Below are 16,014 nucleotides of genomic sequence, written 5' to 3'. Positions count from 1 at the left end.
CCCGCGGCACCGGGCCTCCCCTCCGCTCCCCGCGCGGCCCGGTACGGTCAGTACGCCCGCCGCGCCTCGGCGAGGCGGCCGGTGATCAGGTCCTCCGCCTCGGCCACGATGCGCTGGACGAGCCGGCGGACCGTGGGGATGTCGTCGATCAGGGCCTGGGCGAGACCGGCGCTCCAGATGCCCGCCTCCAGGTCGCCCTCCTCGAACACCCTGCGTCCCCGCGTCCCGGCCACCAGGTCCCGCACGTCCGGGAACTGCCCGCCCTCGGCGAGCACGTCGACCACCTTGCGGCTGACCGTGTTGCTCGCCACCCGGGCGGTGTTGCGCAGCGGACGGAAGATCAGCTCGGTGTCGAGCTCGCCCGCCTCGACGATCCGCTCCTTGACCCGCCGGTGCACCGGCGCCTCCTCGGTGCACAGGAAGCGGGTGCCCATGTTGACGCCCTCCGCGCCCAGCGCGAGCGCCGCGACCAGTCCGGCGCCGTCGGTGAAGCCGCCGGAGGCGATCACCGGGACGGTCAGCCGCTGGGCGGCGGCCGGAACGAGGATCAGGCCCGGCACGTCGTCCTCACCGGGGTGGCCTGCGCACTCGAAGCCGTCGATGCTCACCGCGTCGACGCCGATGCGCTCGGCCTTCACCGCGTGCCGGACGCTGGTGCACTTGTGCAGGACCTTGACGCCGTGCGCGTGCAGGTCCGGGAGGTGCTCCTCGGGGCTGGCGCCGGCCGTCTCGACGATCCGCACCCCGGACTCGACGATCGCCCGGCGGTACTCGTCGTACGGGGGCGGGCTGATCGACGGCAGGATCGTCAGGTTGACCCCGAAGGGCTGGTCGGTCATCTCGCGGCAGCGCGCGATCTCCCGCGCCAGCGCCTCGGGCGTGGGCTGGGTGAGCGCGGTGAGGAAGCCGAGGGCGCCCGCCTCCGCGACGGCGGAGACCAGCTCCGCCCTGCCCACCCACTGCATCCCGCCCTGCACGATCGGGTGCCGCACCCCGAACATCTCGGTGAAGCGTGTCCTCAGCATCGCCGCTCCCGCCGCCTACAGTCCGTACGTCTTGCCGATGATGTCCCGCTGGATCTCGCTGGTGCCGCCGTACACCGTGGAGACGACGGTCTGGCGCAGCAGCCCTTCCATGCCGTACTCGGTGGCGTAGCCGTAGCCGCCGAGCATCTGCATGCCCTCCAGGGCGATGTGCTTGGCGAGTTCGGTGCATTTGAGCTTGGCCATGGACGCCTCGCGGGCGAGGACGCGGTCCGGTGCGGCGTCGATCGCGGCGGCGGTGTCGTCCAGCAGCAGGCGGGCGCACTCGAGTTCGGTGGCCATGTCGGCGATGCGGTGCTTGAGTGCCTGGAAGGAGCCGATCGGCCGGCCGAACTGCTCGCGCTGGCGCACGTAGTCGAGGGTGTCGTCGAAGGCGCGGCGGGCGACGCCGAGCATCAGCGCGGCGAGGATCATCCGTTCCAGGTTGAGTCCGGCCATCAGCTGGCCCCAGGCCTGGCCGACCGTGCCGACGACGGCCGAGTCGGGCAGGAAGCAGTCGGTGAACCAGAGGTCGTTGACCTCCTTGCCGCCCATCGTCTCGATGCCGTGGATCCGCAGGCCCTCGGCGTCGGTGGGCACCATGAACTGGGTGAGCCCCTGGTGCTTGGAGTCCTCCCGCGAGGTGCGGGCGATGAGCAGGATGTGGTCGGCGAAGTGGGCGTTGGAGCACCAGGTCTTCTGGCCGTTGACCAGGTAGCCGCCGTCGACGCGCTCGGCGCGGCAGGTGAGCGCGCCCACGTCGGAGCCGGCGCCGGGCTCGGACATCGAGACGGCCTCGACCCGGCCCCGCACCACCCCTTCGAGGATGACGCGCTTCTGCTCCTCGGTGCCGAACTTCTCGTAGGCGGCCGCGGCGATGACGGTGGTGCCGAAGCCGCTGATGGGGGCGCGCCCGTAGGCGGTCTCCTCCAGGAAGAGGCAGAGGTCGACCATGCCCTGGCCGGCGCCGCCGTACTCCTCGGGGAGGGCGATGCCGAGCCAGCCGAGGTCGGCCATCTTCTCGTAGAGCCGCTGGTTGTGCGGTTCCTGGCCGTTCGCGGTGAGCTTGTCGCGCTGCTCCCTGGTGCCGCACTCGCGGCGGCAGAAGTCGCCTATCGCCTTGACCAGGTCGCGGCGCTCGTCAGTCAGGACTCGGGGCATGGGGGTGCTTCCTCCTTGGGGGGTGGGTCGGTCACTCGTCGTCCCGCACGGCCGGGAAGACCGTGTTCACGAGGTGCAGCACGGTGCGGGTCAGCATCACGTGCAGGTCGCTGCGGCTGAGCGTGTCGCGCACCAGCCACTCGCGGGAGGCGGCCTTGAGCATGCCGCCGTGGGCGCGGATCATCGCCCGGAGCTTCTGCCGTCCCTCGACGACGTCGGTCATCATGGCGGCCTCGAGGACCCGGTCGGTGGCGATCTCGTCGGCCTCGAGCATGATCTGGTCGATCTCGGGGTCGTTGCCCAGGGCCTCGAGGCCGATCGCGGAGAGCCACATGTCCCGGTTGCGCTCGACGACCTCGAGCCACCGGTCCACGCAGATGGAGACCCGCTCCTCGGCGGTGGTGGGCGGCAGCCGCTCGGAGACGGAGGCGGGGACGACCATCATCTGCCGCACCACCTCCAGGTACAGCTGCCGCTTCCCGCCGAAGTAGTGGTTGATCAGCGCCCGTGCCACCCCCGCCTCGGCCGCGATGTCCGAGGTGGACACCGTGGCGTAGCTGCTGGCCCCGAAGAGCCTGCGGGCGACAGCGAGGATCTCCGCCCTGCGGGCGTCCGGATCCATCCTGCGTCGTTGTACCTGGCGCTGACCGCCCATGGCGTCCATCCCTCTCGTCGGCCGGCCGTCGTGGTGTCGACGGCCGACCTATGTGTACATCGACTCGATCGTCGTGGCGTGCAGCCGGTCGACGTCCCTGCGGCGCAGGCTCAGCTTCGGGGTCAGTTCGCCGGACTCCGCGGTCCACGGGCCGGGCAGCACCCGGTGCCGCTTCACCTGCTCGGGCCGGGCCAGCCGTGCGTTGGCCTCGGCGACGGCGGCGTCGAGGGCGGCCAGCACCTCGGGGTGGCGCGCCAGTTCCGGCAGGCCGTCGGCGTCGATGCCGTGGGACTTCGCCCAGAGCGGCGCCATCTCCTCGTCGAGCACCAGCAGCGCCGTGATGAACGGGCGCCGGTCGCCGATCGCGACGGCCTGGGCGACCAGCGGGTGGGCACGCAGCAGGGACTCCACCTTGGTGGGGGCGATGTTCTTGCCCCCGTCGGTGATGATGATCTCCTTCTTGCGGTCGGTGACGGTGACGATGCCCCGGTCGTCGATCGTGCCGACGTCGCCGGTGGGCAGCCAGCCGTCCGCGTCGGTGGCCGGCTCGATGCCGCCCTCCGCCCGCAGGTAGCCGGGGACCACCACGGGCCCGCGGACGAAGAGTTCGCCGTCCTCGGCGGCCTTCACCTCGATGCCGGGGCCGGGCCTGCCGACCGCGCCGAGGGCGAACGCGCCGGGGACGCTCACGGTCGCCGCCCCGGTGGTCTCGCTCAGGCCCCACACCTCGTACACCGCGAGTCCGACGCTCGCCAGGAACTCCAGGACGGCGGTGGGGATGGGGGCGGCGCCGCTGAAGGCGCGGCGGCACTCGTCGAAGCCGACGGCGGCGCGGATGGGCAGCAGCACCTGCTCGTCGGCCTGCCGCAGCGAGTCGGCGACGTCCTCGGGCACCGCACGGCCCTCGGAGCGCAGCCGGAACGCCTCCAGGGCGAGCTTCTGCGCCTGCGCCACCGCGGCGGCGCGTTCCCCGGTGAGCGTGGAGAGCTTTGCCCGCAGCCCGGCGGCGAGTTTCTCCCAGACCCGGGGGACGCCGAAGAAGCCGTGCGGGCGCACCTGGAGCAGTCCGGGCAGCAGCTGGGCCGGGTCCGGGCAGATCGTGACGTGGCCGGCGTTGCAGATCGGCATGTAGATGCCGAGCACCCGCTCGGCGATGTGCGCCATCGGCAGGTAGGCCAGCGTCCGCGGATGCTCGGGGACGGCGACCAGTTCGTCCTGCATCAGCGACTCGTGGATGACGTTGCGGTGGGTGAGCACCACGCCCTTGGGGTCGCCGGTGGTGCCCGAGGTGTACACGACGGTCAGCGGCTGGTCGGTGGTGACGGCGTCGGTGAACGCCTCGAAGGCCGCCTCGTCGGGCTTCACGCCGCCGCGCACGGCCTGGTAACTGACGAACCGCTCGTCGCCCTCGGGGGCGACGGACCAGTCGAGGACGACGACGGCCCGCAGGTCGGGGAGGTCGTCGAGGACGGGTCCCCAGCGGCGCATCTGCTCCTCGCCCTCCAGGACGAGGACGGTGGCCGCGCTGTGCCGGGCGACGAAGCGGATCTGCTCGGTGCTCAGGGTGTCGTAGGTGGAGCAGGACAGCGCCCCGAGGTGGACGGCGGCCAGGTCGGCGACCCAGTGCTCGGCGCGCTTGGACATCGCGATCAGCATCCGCTCGCCCTCGCACAGGCCGAGCGCGGCGAGACCACGGGTCAGGGCGGCGACCTCGGCGCGCAGCTGGAACCAGGTCAGCGTGCCCTCGTCGGGGCCGACGCCGGTGGTGAGCGCGGGCAGTGCGGGGAACTGCTCGGCGTTGCGCCGCAGCAGCCTTGGAATCGTCAACCCTTCGACGGTCTGCTGCAGTTGCTCTGCTATGGCCACGGACGGGCTCCCTCCATCGCGAACCGTGAGCGGACTCCTCGAGCGGGGCCCACAGTGGACCGCGGACTGGCCGGGTGTCAATAGACGGCACATCGGGGAGCACCACACACCTGCACGGCCCACAACTACCGCACAGCAATGGGCATCTGTCGCGACTCTCGCTATTGACACAGCGCCAACAACTGCCTTTACCTGTTGCTCGCCGGATGCTCCCTGGGGCGTTTGCGCCGCTTCGGCGGCCGGCTCCGCGGGAGCACGTCGCACCGACAAGAGGAAGTGCGAGGACAGTGACCGAGGCATTCATCTACGACGCGATCCGCACCCCACGCGGCAAGGGCCGCGGCGGCGCACTGCGCCACGTCAAACCGGTGTCGCTGGTGACCGGGCTGATCGACGAGCTCCGCCGCCGCCACCCGCAGCTCGACCCCGCGCGGATCGACGACATCGTGCTCGGCGTCGTCTCGCCGGTGGGCGACCAGGGAATGGACGTCGCCAGGACCGCGGCCCTGGTGGCCGGGCTGCCGGACCACGTGGCCGGGGTGCAGCTCAACCGCTTCTGCGCCTCCGGCCTTGAGGCCGTCAACGTGGCCGCTCAGAAGGTCCGTTCGGGCTGGGAGCAGCTGGTGCTGGCCGGCGGTGTGGAGTCCATGTCGCGTGTGCCGATGGGCAGCGACGGCGGCGCGATGGCCGCCGACCCGGAGACGGCGTACGACACGTACTTCGTGCCGCAGGGCGTCGGCGCGGACCTGATCGCGACGATCGAGGGGTTCACCCGCGAGGACGTCGACCGCTACGCGGTGCGTTCCCAGGAGCTGGCCGCGAGGGCCTGGTCCGGCGGCCACTTCGCCAAGTCCGTGGTGCCGGTGCGCGACCGCAACGGGATCACGGTGCTCGCCGAGGACGAACACCCGCGTCCGGGGACGACGGTGGAGACGCTGGCCGCGCTGAAGCCCTCGTTCGCGGCCGTCGGCGACCTGGGCGGCTTCGACGCGGTGGCGCTGCAGAAGTACCACTGGGTCGAGCGGATCGAGCACGTCCACACCCCGGGGAACTCCTCGGGCATCGTGGACGGTTCGGCGCTGGTCCTGGTCGGCTCGGAGCGGGCCGGGGCGGAGCTGGGCCTCACGCCGCGCGCCCGGGTGGTCGCCACCGCCGTCAGCGGGGCCGACCCGACGATCATGCTCGTCGGCCCGGCCCCGGCGACCCGCAAGGCGCTGGAGCTCGCCGGGCTGACGGTGGACGACATCGACCTGTTCGAGATCAACGAGGCGTTCGCCTCGGTGGTCCTCCGCTACGTCAAGGACCTCGCCCTGCCCTGGGAGAAGGTCAACGTCAACGGCGGCGCGATCGCCATGGGGCATCCGCTCGGGGCCACCGGGGCGATGCTCGTCGGCACCGTCGTGGACGAGCTGGAGCGCCGCTCGGCGCGGCGCGCGGTGGTCAGCCTCTGCGTCGGCGGCGGCATGGGCATCGCCACCGTCGTCGAACGCCTGTGACACCGCCGGAGCTGCCGGAACTGCCGGAGCCGCTGGACCCGCCGGGCCCGCCGTGGTCCGCGCCCACCTGGAGAGGAACGCCGTACCGATGCCGCACACGAACATGATCGGCTGGGAGCGGGACGCCGACGGCGTCGTCGTGCTGACGATGGACGATCCCGGCCGGCCGGTGAACACGATGAACCGCACCTGGACCGACTCGATGGGCGCCGTCCTCGACCGGCTGGAGGCCGAACGGGAGGAGGTCACCGGTGTCGTCCTCACCTCCGCGAAGAAGAGCTTCTTCGCGGGCGGCGACGTCGACTTCATGAGCCGGGCCCGCCCGGAGAACGCCGCCGAACTGGCCGCGACCTGCGCCCTGCTGAAGTCGCAGCTGCGGCGCCTGGAGACGCTGGGCCGGCCGGTCGCCGCGGCCGTCAACGGCACGGCGCTGGGCGGCGGGCTGGAGGTCGCGCTCGCCTGTCACCACCGGATCGCGCTGGACGTCCCGGACAGCCGCATCGGGCTGCCGGAGGTGACGCTGGGACTGCTGCCCGGCTGCGGCGGGGTCAGCAGGACCGTGCGGCTGCTGGGTCTGCGGACGGCGCTGACGGAGGTCCTGCTGCAGGGGCAGCGCTACCGGCCGGCCGACGCGCTGGCCAAGGGCTTGGTCGACGAACTCGCGGCGACACCTGCGGAGTTGCTGGCGAAGGCCAGGCAGTGGGTGCTGGACCACCCGGACGCCGCCCAGCCCTGGGACCGTCCCGGCTTCCGGATCCCCGGCGGGGACCCCTCGCACCCGGAGCTCGCGGCGGCCCTTCCGGCCTTCGCGGCGAACCTGCGCAAGCAGCTCAAGGGGGCGCCGATGCCGGCGCCCCGCAACATCCTGGCCGCGGCCGTCGAGAGCGCGCAGACCGACTTCGAGGCCGGGGAGCGGATCGAGACCTCCTACCTGGTGGAGCTGATGACCGGCCAGGTCGCGAAGAACATGATGCGGGCGTTCTTCTACGACACCCAGCACATCGCGTCCGGCGGCAGCCGCCCGGCCGGGCACCCGCCGCACACCGCGCGCCGGGTCGCCGTGCTGGGCGCGGGCATGATGGGCGCGGGCATCGCGTACTCCTGCGCCCGAGGCGGCCTGGAGGTGGTCCTGAAGGACGTCTCGCCCGAGGCCGCCGAGCGGGGCCGGCGGTACTCCGAGAAGCTGCTCGCCAAGGCCGTCGCGCGCGGCCGGACGAGCCGGGAGGCGGCGGACGCCGTCCTCGCCCGGATCACCCCGACCGCCGAGGCCGCGGACCTGGCCGGCTGCGACCTGGTGATCGAGGCGGTCTTCGAGGACCCCGCCCTCAAGCATCGGGTGTTCGCCGAGATCGAGCACGTGGTCGCACCGGACGCACTGCTGGGCTCCAACACCTCCACTCTGCCCATCACCCAGCTCGCCGAGGGGGTGGGCCGGCCGGAGGACTTCATCGGCCTGCACTTCTTCTCGCCGGTCGACCGGATGCCGCTGCTGGAGATCGTCACCGGCGCGAAGACCGACGAGCGGACCGTGGCCAAGGCGCTGGACATCGCGGCGCGGATCGGCAAGACGCCGATCGTGGTCAACGACAGCCGGGGCTTCTTCACCAGCCGTGTCATCGCCCGGTTCCTCGACGAGGCGGTGGCGATGGTCGGCGAGGGCCTGCACCCCGCCTCGGTGGAGCAGGCGGGCTCCCAGGCGGGCTATCCGGCGCCGCCGTTGCGGCTGATGGACGAGCTGACGCTGACGCTGCCCCGCAGGATCCGGGAGGAGACCAGGGCGGCGGTGCTCGCCGAGGGCGGGCAGTGGCGTCCGCACGGCTCGGAGGCGGTGGTGGACCGCATGATCGACGAGTTCGGGCGCGGCGGGCGCTCCTCGGGCGCGGGCTTCCACGCCTACGAGGACGGGCGCCGCACGGGTCTGTGGCCGGGGCTGTACGAGCACTTCACCAGGCCCGGCCGACAGATCCCGTTCGAGGACATGAAGGAGCGGATGCTGTTCGCCGAGAGCCTGGACGCCGTGCGCTGCCTCGACGAGGGCGTCCTGCGCTCGGTGGCGGACGCCAACGTCGGTTCGATCCTGGGCATCGGCTTCCCCGCCTGGACCGGCGGCGTGCTGCAGTACGCCAACGGCTATCCGGGCGGCCTGACCGGTTTCGTCGCCCGGGCCAGGGAGCTGGCCGACCGGTACGGAGAGCGGTTCGAGCCGCCCGCCTCCCTGATGGCGCGGGCGGAGAGCGGGGAGCTCTACGAGTGAGCCGGGCGCGGTGGCTCGAGCATCGGCACCAGGAACCGCCGGGCCACCGCGCGCATCTGCTCGTCGTCCTCGATGTCGACGACGTGGCTGGGGATGACCAGGAAGGATGCCGAGATCCGCACCATCATCTCGGCCACCAGGTCCACGTCGACGTCCTCGGAGACGTTGCCGGCCTGCTGTTCCCGGCGCAGGCCGCCGGCCAGGAACTGGCGGACGGCGGCCAGGGTGCGGCCGCCGTCGCTGGTCATGGACGGCACCACCGCGTCCGGTTCGACGGTCATCAGGCCGCCGATGAGGGCGTTGCGGCGGATGGCGCGCAGCGAGCTGACGAAGCCGAGCTCGACCCGCTCGGCGACCGTCTCGGCGCCCTGGACGTCGTGCGCGAACCGGTCGAAGTAGCGCCGGAACTCCCGCCGGACGACCTGCTCGACCAGGACGTCCTTGGTGGCGAAGCGGCGGTAGACGGTGATGCGGGAGACGCCGGCCAGCTTGGCCACGTCCGCCATGGTGGACCGCTTGATGCCGATCCGGCAGAACTGCTCGTAGGCCGCGTCGAGCAGGCGCGCGGCGATCTCGTCGTCCGGATCCGTGCCCTCGGCGGCCTCGGTGAACGCGATTTCGAGCAGCGACGGGACGTCCGCGGAGGTCATGGGCACCGACCGTACAGGTTGTGCGCGGACTCCCGCCTCTTCCGGTTGTGCCACTGCCACGGGTTCCTCCCTGATGCCGTCGGGCCTCTGGCGTTCATGACCCGCTTGTGCTCATCTGGAGATACAAAGAAACGGATTGTGTTTCACGATATCAAACGGGCGAGCGCGGCACGGGACCCGAGGAGGAGTCGGAAGTCATGGACCAACTCAGCAGGCGCAGGATGCTGCTCACCGGCGGCACCCTGGGGGTGTTCGGGGCGCTGGGCCTGGCGTCCCCGGCCCGGGCCAGGTCCCTGTGGACCTGGTCGCCGGCCGGATCGGTGGCGGGCGCCGGCGCGGGCGTCGACCCCGAGTGGGTGTGGGACGAGGAGGTCGACCGGCTGATGGCCTCCGTGCTCGACCGGGGCGACGTGGCCCGGGTCAACGAAGCGCTGCGCGGGTGGACCCGCAACGACCAGCCGGTGCCCACCGGCCTGCCCGCCGATGTGCGGGACTGGGCGGAGGAGGCCCGTCGGCTTCCCACCTGGGCGGACCGCTCGAAGCTGGAGTCGGCGGCGGACTTCAACAAGCGCCGGGGCATCTACCTCAACCTGCTCAACGGGGTCGGAGGCGGGATGCTCAGCACCGCCATCCCCCGGGAGGCCCGCGCCGTCTACTGGTCCAAGGGCGGCGCCGACATGGAGGACCGGGTCGCCAAGACCAGCCTCCTGGGCTTCGCCGTCGGCGACCTGAACGCCTACCGCCCCGACGGCAGGGTGATCGTGGAGTCGGTCAAGACGCGGATGGTGCACGCGGCCGTGCGGCACCTGCTGCCGCGGTCCCCCGGCTGGTCGGCCGCCGGCGGCGGACAGACCGTCCCGATCAGCCAGGCCGACATGATGGTCACCTGGCACAGCCTGCCCACCTACGCGATGCGCACCATGCTGCGGTGGAAGGTGCCGATGCCCGCCGCCGACAAGGAGGCGTACCTGCACCTGTGGCAGGTGAGCGCGCACATGCTCGGCATCAAGGACGAGTACATCCCGGCCACCTGGGCCGACGCCGACGCCCAGTACCGGCAGGTGCTCGAGCCGGTCCTGGCCTCCACGCGCGAGGGCGTCGAGCTGACCGACATCCTGCTGGGCCAGCTCGCCGAGCAGACCAGCCCCGGCGGCATCGACCGGCCGCTGTGCGACGCGCTGGCGCGGTACCTGGTCGGCGACGAGGTCGCCGACATGAACGGCATCCGGCGCGAGCCGTTCTGGGAGGGGGCGATCCGCACCGCCTGGCCGGCCCTGGTGGCCTTCCGGGAGAAGCTGATCCCGCTCCCGCTGGTGCCGCCGCTCGCCTGGACGATCGACGAGGCCGTCCGCCAGTACATCCTCTTCTACCTGACCAAGGGGCAGGGCGCTCACATCGAGATCCCCGACACCAACCGTCCCACCGACGCGTGACGTTCCAGGAGGAGTTCACACCATGGCAGACATCGACAGGCGGAGATTACTGCTCGCGGGCGCGGGCGGCGCGCTGGGCGCGTTCGGCGCGCTGAGCCTGGCCTCGCCGGCCCGGGCGAGGTCCCTGTGGACCTGGTCGCCGGCCGGGTCCGTGGCCGGCACGGGAGCGGGCGTCGACCCCGAGTGGGTGTGGGACGAGGAGGTCGACGCGGTAGTCGCGAACCTGATCGACCGCGGTCAGGTGCCCCTCGTCAACGACCTGCTGCGCGACTGGGTGCGCAACGACCAGCCACTGCCGGCCGGTCTCCCCGGGGAGCTGCGGGCCTGGATGGAGGAGGCCCGCACGATGCCCTCCTGGGCCAACACGACCAAGCTCCAGGCGGCCGTCGACTTCACGAAGAAGAAGGGGCTCTACACCGGCGCCCTCTACGGCCTGGGCAGCGGCCTGCTGTCCACCGCCATCCCCCGCGAGGCCCGCGCCGTGTACTACTCCAAGGGCGGCGCCGACATGAAGGACCGGGTGGCCAAGACCGCCCAGCTCGGCTACGACGTCGGCGACCGGTACGCCTACAAGCCGCAGGGCGGCATGATCGCGACCGCCGTACGCACCCGCCTGGTGCACGCGGCGGTGCGGCACCTGCTGCCGCAGTCCCCGGGCTGGGCGCGGACCAGCGGCGGGCAGACCGTCCCGATCAGCCAGGCCGACATGATGGTGACCTGGCACAGCCTCCCCACGTATGTCATGAGCAGGCTGAAACAGTGGAGGGTGCCGATCTCGGCCGCCGAGTCGGAGGGCTTCCTGCACGTGTGGCAGGTGACCGCCCACATGCTCGGCATCAAGGACGAGTACATCCCCGCCACCTGGGCCGACGCCAACGCCCAGTCCGCCCAGGTCCTCGACCCGATCGTGGCCCACACGCCCGAGGGCGCGGCACTCACCGACGCGCTGCTCGGCATCATCGCCGAGGTGGACGCCGGCCTCACCGAGCCGCTGATCAACGCGTTCTCCCGGTACATCGTCGGCGACCGGGTCGGCGACCTCATCGGCCTGGACCGCGAGCCGCTCCTCCAGCCGATCGTCAGCGGCGCCTGGCCGCTGGTGGTGGCCTTCCGCGAGGCCCTCATCCCGTTCCCTGGCGTGCCCTCCATCGCCTGGGTGCTGGAGGAGGCGCTGCGCAAGTTCGTCCTGCTCTTCATGGCCGAGGGACGCCCCATCCACCTGGAGATCCCCGACGCCAACCGCCCGCTGTGAACCACCCCGCACGCTGATCCGCCCCACGGGTGCGAGGGGGCCCGGTTCCTTCACGGGACCCCCTCGCCTCCCCCCTTGCCGTCAGGGCGCGCCCACGGAAAGGTGCGCGCCTGAACCCCTTCCACGACGGGACGTCCACGAACATGCGCAGTGACGAGCGGGAGACCGGGCCCGCCGCGCGGCCGGCTCCGCCGGGCGGCGGGCGGCCCCTGGGCCGGCGCCGTTTCCTCGGCTACGTGCTGGCCGCGCCCACCCTGGTGACCGCCGCCGAGATCGTGGCGGCCCCGCCCGCGGGGGCGGCAACCCCGCCCGCGGAGGGCCCGTCGGCCGTCGAGTTGCCCTCCCCCGAGATCACCGGACTGGTCGACCTCAACGACGTGATGACCCTGGCGGCGCTGCCCACCTCGGCCCTGATCACCGTCGAGGTGCACCAGGACGGCACGGTGTCCTTCGCCCTGCCGCGCGCCGAGGTCGGCCAGGGCATCACCACCTCGACGGCGATGCTGATCGCCGAGGAGCTGGACGTGCCGGTGGACCGGGTCCGGGTCACCCTTGCCGACGCGCGCCCCGAGCTGCTCTTCAACCAGCTCACCGGCGCCTCCAACACCACCATCTCGACGTACACGCCGATCCGGGTGGCCGCCGCCGTCGCCCGGCAGCGGCTGCTGCTGGCCGCCGCCGCGCGGCTCGGCGCGCCGGTCGGCGACCTGACGCTGAAGGCCGGCGTCGTCACCGGACCCGGCGGGAGCCGCGTCGGCATCGGTGACCTCTCCGCGCGGGCCGCAGCCCTGCGCACCGAGCGGGTGTCCGTGGAGCTCAAGGCGGCCGACGAGTTCACCGTCGTCGGCCGCCCGCACAACCGTGTCGACGCGCTCGCCGCGGTCACCGGCCGCAAGAGGTTCACCATGGACCTCGACGTCCCCGACGCCCTGCCGACCATGGTGTGCCGCCCGCCGACGATCAACGGCAGACCCGGCGAGGTCGCCAACCTCGCGGAGGTCCGCGCCATGCCCGGCGTCACCGACGTGGTGACCATCTCCACGGGGGTGGCGGTGCGGGCGCGGACCTTCGGGCGGTGCATCGACGCGGTGCGTGCCCTGCGGGTGTCCTGGCGGCCGGGCACCGCGGAGGGCAAGTCCGACGCGACCGTGCTGCGCGCACTCCGCGCCGCCGAACCCTCCATGGGGCTGCCGCCGTTGACGCAGAGCGTGGAGGGCGAGTTCACCTTCCACTTCCGCAGCAACAGCGCGCTGGAGACCAACTGCGCGATCGCCGACGTGCGGTCCGACCGCGCGGAGATCTGGGCGTCACTGAAGTCGCCGGTCGTCGCCCAGGAGACCCTCGCCGTGAAGCTGGGGCTGCCGGTGGGCTCGGTGCGCGTCCATGTCACCGAGGGTGGCGGCTCGTTCGGCCGCAAGCTCTTCTTCGACGCCGCGCTGGAGGCCGCCGAGGTCTCGAAGAAGACCGGCAAGCCGGTCCGGCTGATGTGGCACCGCGCCGACGACTCCCGGCAGGGCCGCACGCACCCGATGGCCCGCTCGCGGGTGCGCATCGACCACCTCGGTTCCACCGTGCTCGGCTACAAGCAGCGGCACACCGGCGTGGCCACCGACCTCGGCCACGGCCTCGGCGAGCTGCTCACCTCGGTGGCCGCCCAACTGCCCGTCGGTGACGCCACCTTCGCCCAGACCTTCTTCCAGCTCTCGCAGTCGATGCCGTACCGTTTCGGCGCCAACAGCCGCCTGCTCCACGAGGTCGACAAGGGTTTCAACACCGGCAGCATGCGCAACGTCTACTCCCCCGACGTCACCTGCGCGCGGGAGCTGATGGTGGACAGGCTCGCCGCGAAGCTCGGCCGGGACCCCTACGAGTTCCGGCGCGACGTCCTCCAGGACGACCGGGCCCGGGCGGTGCTGGAGGCGGTCGCCAAGGCCGGGAGGTGGGGGCGCTCCATGCCGGCCGGCACGGCGCAGGGCATCGCGCTGCACACCGAGTACCACTCCGCCAACGCGGTCCTGGTGGAGATCGACTGCCGCCCGGAGACGGTGAACCGCCCGGTCCGCGACGGGGTGGCCGGACCGCGCGTCACCCGGGCGGTCGTCGCCGTGGACGTGGGGCTGACCGTCAACCCGCGCGGCCTGGAGGCGCAGATGCTGGGCTGCCTGATGGACGGCATCGCCCTGACGCTGACCTCGAGCCTGCACCTGCGCGACGGGTACTTCCTGGAGGCGAGCTGGGACAACTACTTCTACACCCGGCAGTGGAACGCCCCGCCGGAGGTGGAGGTGCTCGTCATGCCGGACACCACCGGCAAGCCGGGCGGCGCCGGAGAGCTGGGCGTGGCCGCGTCGATGGCCGCGGTCGCCTGCGCCTACGGGCGCGCCACAGGCACCATGCCGACCAGCTTCCCGGTCAACCACGGCACGCTCTCCTTCGAGCCCAAGCCGACCGTCCCGCCCGTTCCGGCCTCACCCACCGACGGCCTCGACCACGTCCGCTGACTTCTGGGAGCACTCCGTGCCCGTGCACACTTTCCGCCTCAACGGCGAGCAGGTCACCGTGGAGGCCGACGACGACGAGCGGCTGCTGTGGGTCCTGCGCGACCTGCTGGGCGTCACCGGACCCAAGTACGGGTGCGGCATCAACGTCTGCAAGGCCTGCACCAGCCACCTCAACGGCCGCGCCATGAACCCCTGTTCGGTCCCGGTGAAGGACCTGGCCCCCGGTGACGAGGTCACCACCATCGAGGGCCTGGCGGACACGGTGGACGCGGAGCTGCACCCCATGCAGCAGGCGTGGCTGGACCAGGACGTCGCCCAGTGCGGCTACTGCCAGCCGGGCCAGATCATGGCCGCCGTCGCCCTGGTCCGCCGCGTCGCCGAGGAGGGCCGCGGCATCACCGAGGCCGACCTCGACACCATCCGCAACATCTGCCGCTGCGGGACCTACCCGCGCATCCGGGCCGCCATCAAGGCGGCGGCCGGGATGTGACGGCAGGCCCGCGGGCGGCACCCTGTCAGGGCCTGGGGCCGGTCAGGGCCTGGGCCCGGTCATGCCTGGCGGGCGGTCAGGGCTTGCGGGCGACGCCGCACACCGCGTGGGCCGGGGCCTCCGGCATCGGACCGGACAGGTGCGGCCGCCAGTCGGCGGACCGGACCACGCCCGGCTCCACCAGCTCCAGGCCGTCGAAGAAGCGGGCGATGTCCGCGGCGGGGCGCAGGTGGTAGTTGTGCGCGGACTGCGCGTTGTACGCGGCCACCGCCGTGTTCAGCGCCTCGCTGGTGTCCGTGCCGTCCGAGAGGGCCAGGTAGCTGCCCGACGGCAGGGCCTCCACCAGCGTGCGCACCACGCCCCAGGGGTCGTCCTCGTCGGGCAGCTGCCCCATGATCCCCAGCAGCGTCAGGCCCACCGGCTTGCTGAAGTCGAGGGTTCGCGCCGCCTCCTCGAGGATCCGCAGCGGCTCCTTCACGTCGGCCTCGACGTAGTCGCAGGCGCCCTCGGGGCCGCTGGTGAGCAGGGCCTGCGCGTGCACCAGGACCAGCGGGTCGTGGTCCACGTAGACGATCCGGCTCTCCGGGGCGATCCGCTGGGCCACTTCGTGGGTGTTGTCCGCGGTGGGCAGGCCGGTCCCGATGTCCAGGAACTGCCGCACGCCCGCCTCCCCGGCCAGGAACCGCACGGCCCTGCCGAGGAAGACCCGCTGCTGCCGGGCGACCGCCGCGAAGTCGGGGAACGTGGTGAGGATCGCCTCACCGACCTCGCGGTCGGGAGGGTAGTTGTCCTTGCCGCCGAGGAGGTAGTTCCACACCCGCGCGGAGTGGGGGCGGTCGGAGCGCAGCCGGTCCGGCTTTTCCTGTTCGAAGAGACCCATGCGCGCAGCCTCACACGAGCCGGGCGATCTTCGCCATAGCTTGCGGGAATCCAACAGGCGTTCTACCGGACCTCGTTGTCAGCGAGCTCCCCGCCGGGCGGACGGTGCGGTCACCGGCGCCTCCTTGCGCAGGTGGACCATGCCCAGGTGCGGGGCGACCTGTTCGGTGCGGTGGGGCCGGTAGCCGGCGGCGGTGTACAGGGCGATCTGCTCGGTGCTGCGGTCGCCCGTGAACAGCTCCAGCCGCACCGCGTCGCCCGCCCGTTCCTCGACGGCGGCCAGCAGCCGGCGGCCGAGTCCGCGCCGCTGGAGGCGCGGGTGGACGACGAGCCGGCCGATGTGGAAGGCGTCGCC

13 protein-coding genes are annotated in these 16,014 nt (G+C 72.4%); 6 read left to right on the top strand and 7 right to left on the bottom strand.

The features are described 5' to 3' along the window. Positions 1-47: 47 nt before the first annotated feature. From ACOV8S_RS02945 to ACOV8S_RS02930, 4 genes are all read right to left on the bottom strand, one after another. Entirely contained in the window at positions 48-1,025 is a 978-nt protein-coding gene (locus ACOV8S_RS02945) for an NAD(P)H-dependent flavin oxidoreductase (protein ID WP_448315945.1), read from the bottom strand. A 15-nt stretch (positions 1,026-1,040) separates the two neighbouring features. Then, positions 1,041-2,183 (bottom strand): acyl-CoA dehydrogenase family protein, encoded by a 1,143-nt coding sequence (locus tag ACOV8S_RS02940; protein WP_448315944.1) that lies wholly within the window; start codon positions 2,181-2,183, stop codon positions 1,041-1,043. Between the two features lie 31 nt (positions 2,184-2,214). Further along, the gene (locus ACOV8S_RS02935; protein ID WP_448315943.1) at positions 2,215-2,805 is read right to left on the bottom strand and encodes a TetR/AcrR family transcriptional regulator; all 591 of its coding nucleotides are present in this window, start codon (positions 2,803-2,805) and stop codon (positions 2,215-2,217) included. An 81-nt stretch (positions 2,806-2,886) separates the two neighbouring features. Then, on the bottom strand, positions 2,887-4,704 hold the full coding sequence (locus ACOV8S_RS02930) for an AMP-dependent synthetase/ligase (protein ID WP_448315942.1): 1,818 nt from the start codon (positions 4,702-4,704) through the stop codon (positions 2,887-2,889). 287 nt (positions 4,705-4,991) lie between these two features. Here ACOV8S_RS02930 and ACOV8S_RS02925 point away from each other — a divergent pair, with 287 nt between their 5' ends. Both ACOV8S_RS02925 and ACOV8S_RS02920 read left to right on the top strand, forming a co-directional pair. Continuing rightward, positions 4,992-6,200, top strand: coding sequence for an acetyl-CoA C-acetyltransferase (locus ACOV8S_RS02925; protein WP_448315941.1), 1,209 nt, complete (start codon positions 4,992-4,994; stop codon positions 6,198-6,200). A gap of 88 nt (positions 6,201-6,288) precedes the next feature. Continuing rightward, on the top strand, positions 6,289-8,454 hold the full coding sequence (locus ACOV8S_RS02920) for a 3-hydroxyacyl-CoA dehydrogenase NAD-binding domain-containing protein (protein ID WP_448315940.1): 2,166 nt from the start codon (positions 6,289-6,291) through the stop codon (positions 8,452-8,454). Here the strand turns inward: ACOV8S_RS02920 and ACOV8S_RS02915 are convergent. Then, positions 8,445-9,104: a TetR/AcrR family transcriptional regulator gene (locus ACOV8S_RS02915; RefSeq protein WP_448315939.1), complete on the bottom strand. Its 660-nt coding sequence runs from the start codon at positions 9,102-9,104 to the stop codon at positions 8,445-8,447. The two genes, ACOV8S_RS02920 and ACOV8S_RS02915, sit on opposite strands and share 10 nt — an antisense overlap. A gap of 197 nt (positions 9,105-9,301) precedes the next feature. Between ACOV8S_RS02915 and ACOV8S_RS02910 the strand changes: the two genes are divergently transcribed. From ACOV8S_RS02910 to ACOV8S_RS02895, 4 genes are all read left to right on the top strand, one after another. Beyond that, positions 9,302-10,537 carry an oxygenase MpaB family protein gene (locus tag ACOV8S_RS02910; protein ID WP_448315938.1) on the top strand — a complete coding sequence of 412 codons (1,236 nt, stop codon included), beginning with the start codon at positions 9,302-9,304 and terminating at the stop codon, positions 10,535-10,537. A gap of 22 nt (positions 10,538-10,559) precedes the next feature. Continuing rightward, a complete protein-coding gene (locus ACOV8S_RS02905) occupies positions 10,560-11,789 on the top strand; it encodes an oxygenase MpaB family protein (protein ID WP_448315937.1) in 1,230 nt (409 codons plus the stop codon). 143 nt (positions 11,790-11,932) lie between these two features. Next, positions 11,933-14,290, top strand: a complete 2,358-nt coding sequence (locus ACOV8S_RS02900; RefSeq protein ID WP_448315936.1) for a molybdopterin cofactor-binding domain-containing protein — start codon at positions 11,933-11,935, stop codon at positions 14,288-14,290. Positions 14,291-14,306: 16 nt separating this feature from the next. Further along, entirely contained in the window at positions 14,307-14,780 is a 474-nt protein-coding gene (locus ACOV8S_RS02895) for a (2Fe-2S)-binding protein (protein ID WP_448315935.1), read from the top strand. Positions 14,781-14,856: 76 nt separating this feature from the next. Here the strand turns inward: ACOV8S_RS02895 and ACOV8S_RS02890 are convergent, their stop codons facing one another. Beyond that, the gene (locus ACOV8S_RS02890) at positions 14,857-15,660 is read right to left on the bottom strand and encodes an SAM-dependent methyltransferase (RefSeq protein ID WP_448315934.1); all 804 of its coding nucleotides are present in this window, start codon (positions 15,658-15,660) and stop codon (positions 14,857-14,859) included. 78 nt (positions 15,661-15,738) lie between these two features. Continuing rightward, positions 15,739-16,014: GNAT family N-acetyltransferase (locus ACOV8S_RS02885; protein ID WP_448315933.1), on the bottom strand; the 276-nt coding region annotated here is incomplete at its 5' end.

The organism is Streptomyces sp. CO7, from assembly GCF_053474865.1.
The sequence above is the reverse complement of the archived record's forward strand: the minus strand, read 5'-3'. Positions and strand labels throughout refer to the sequence as shown.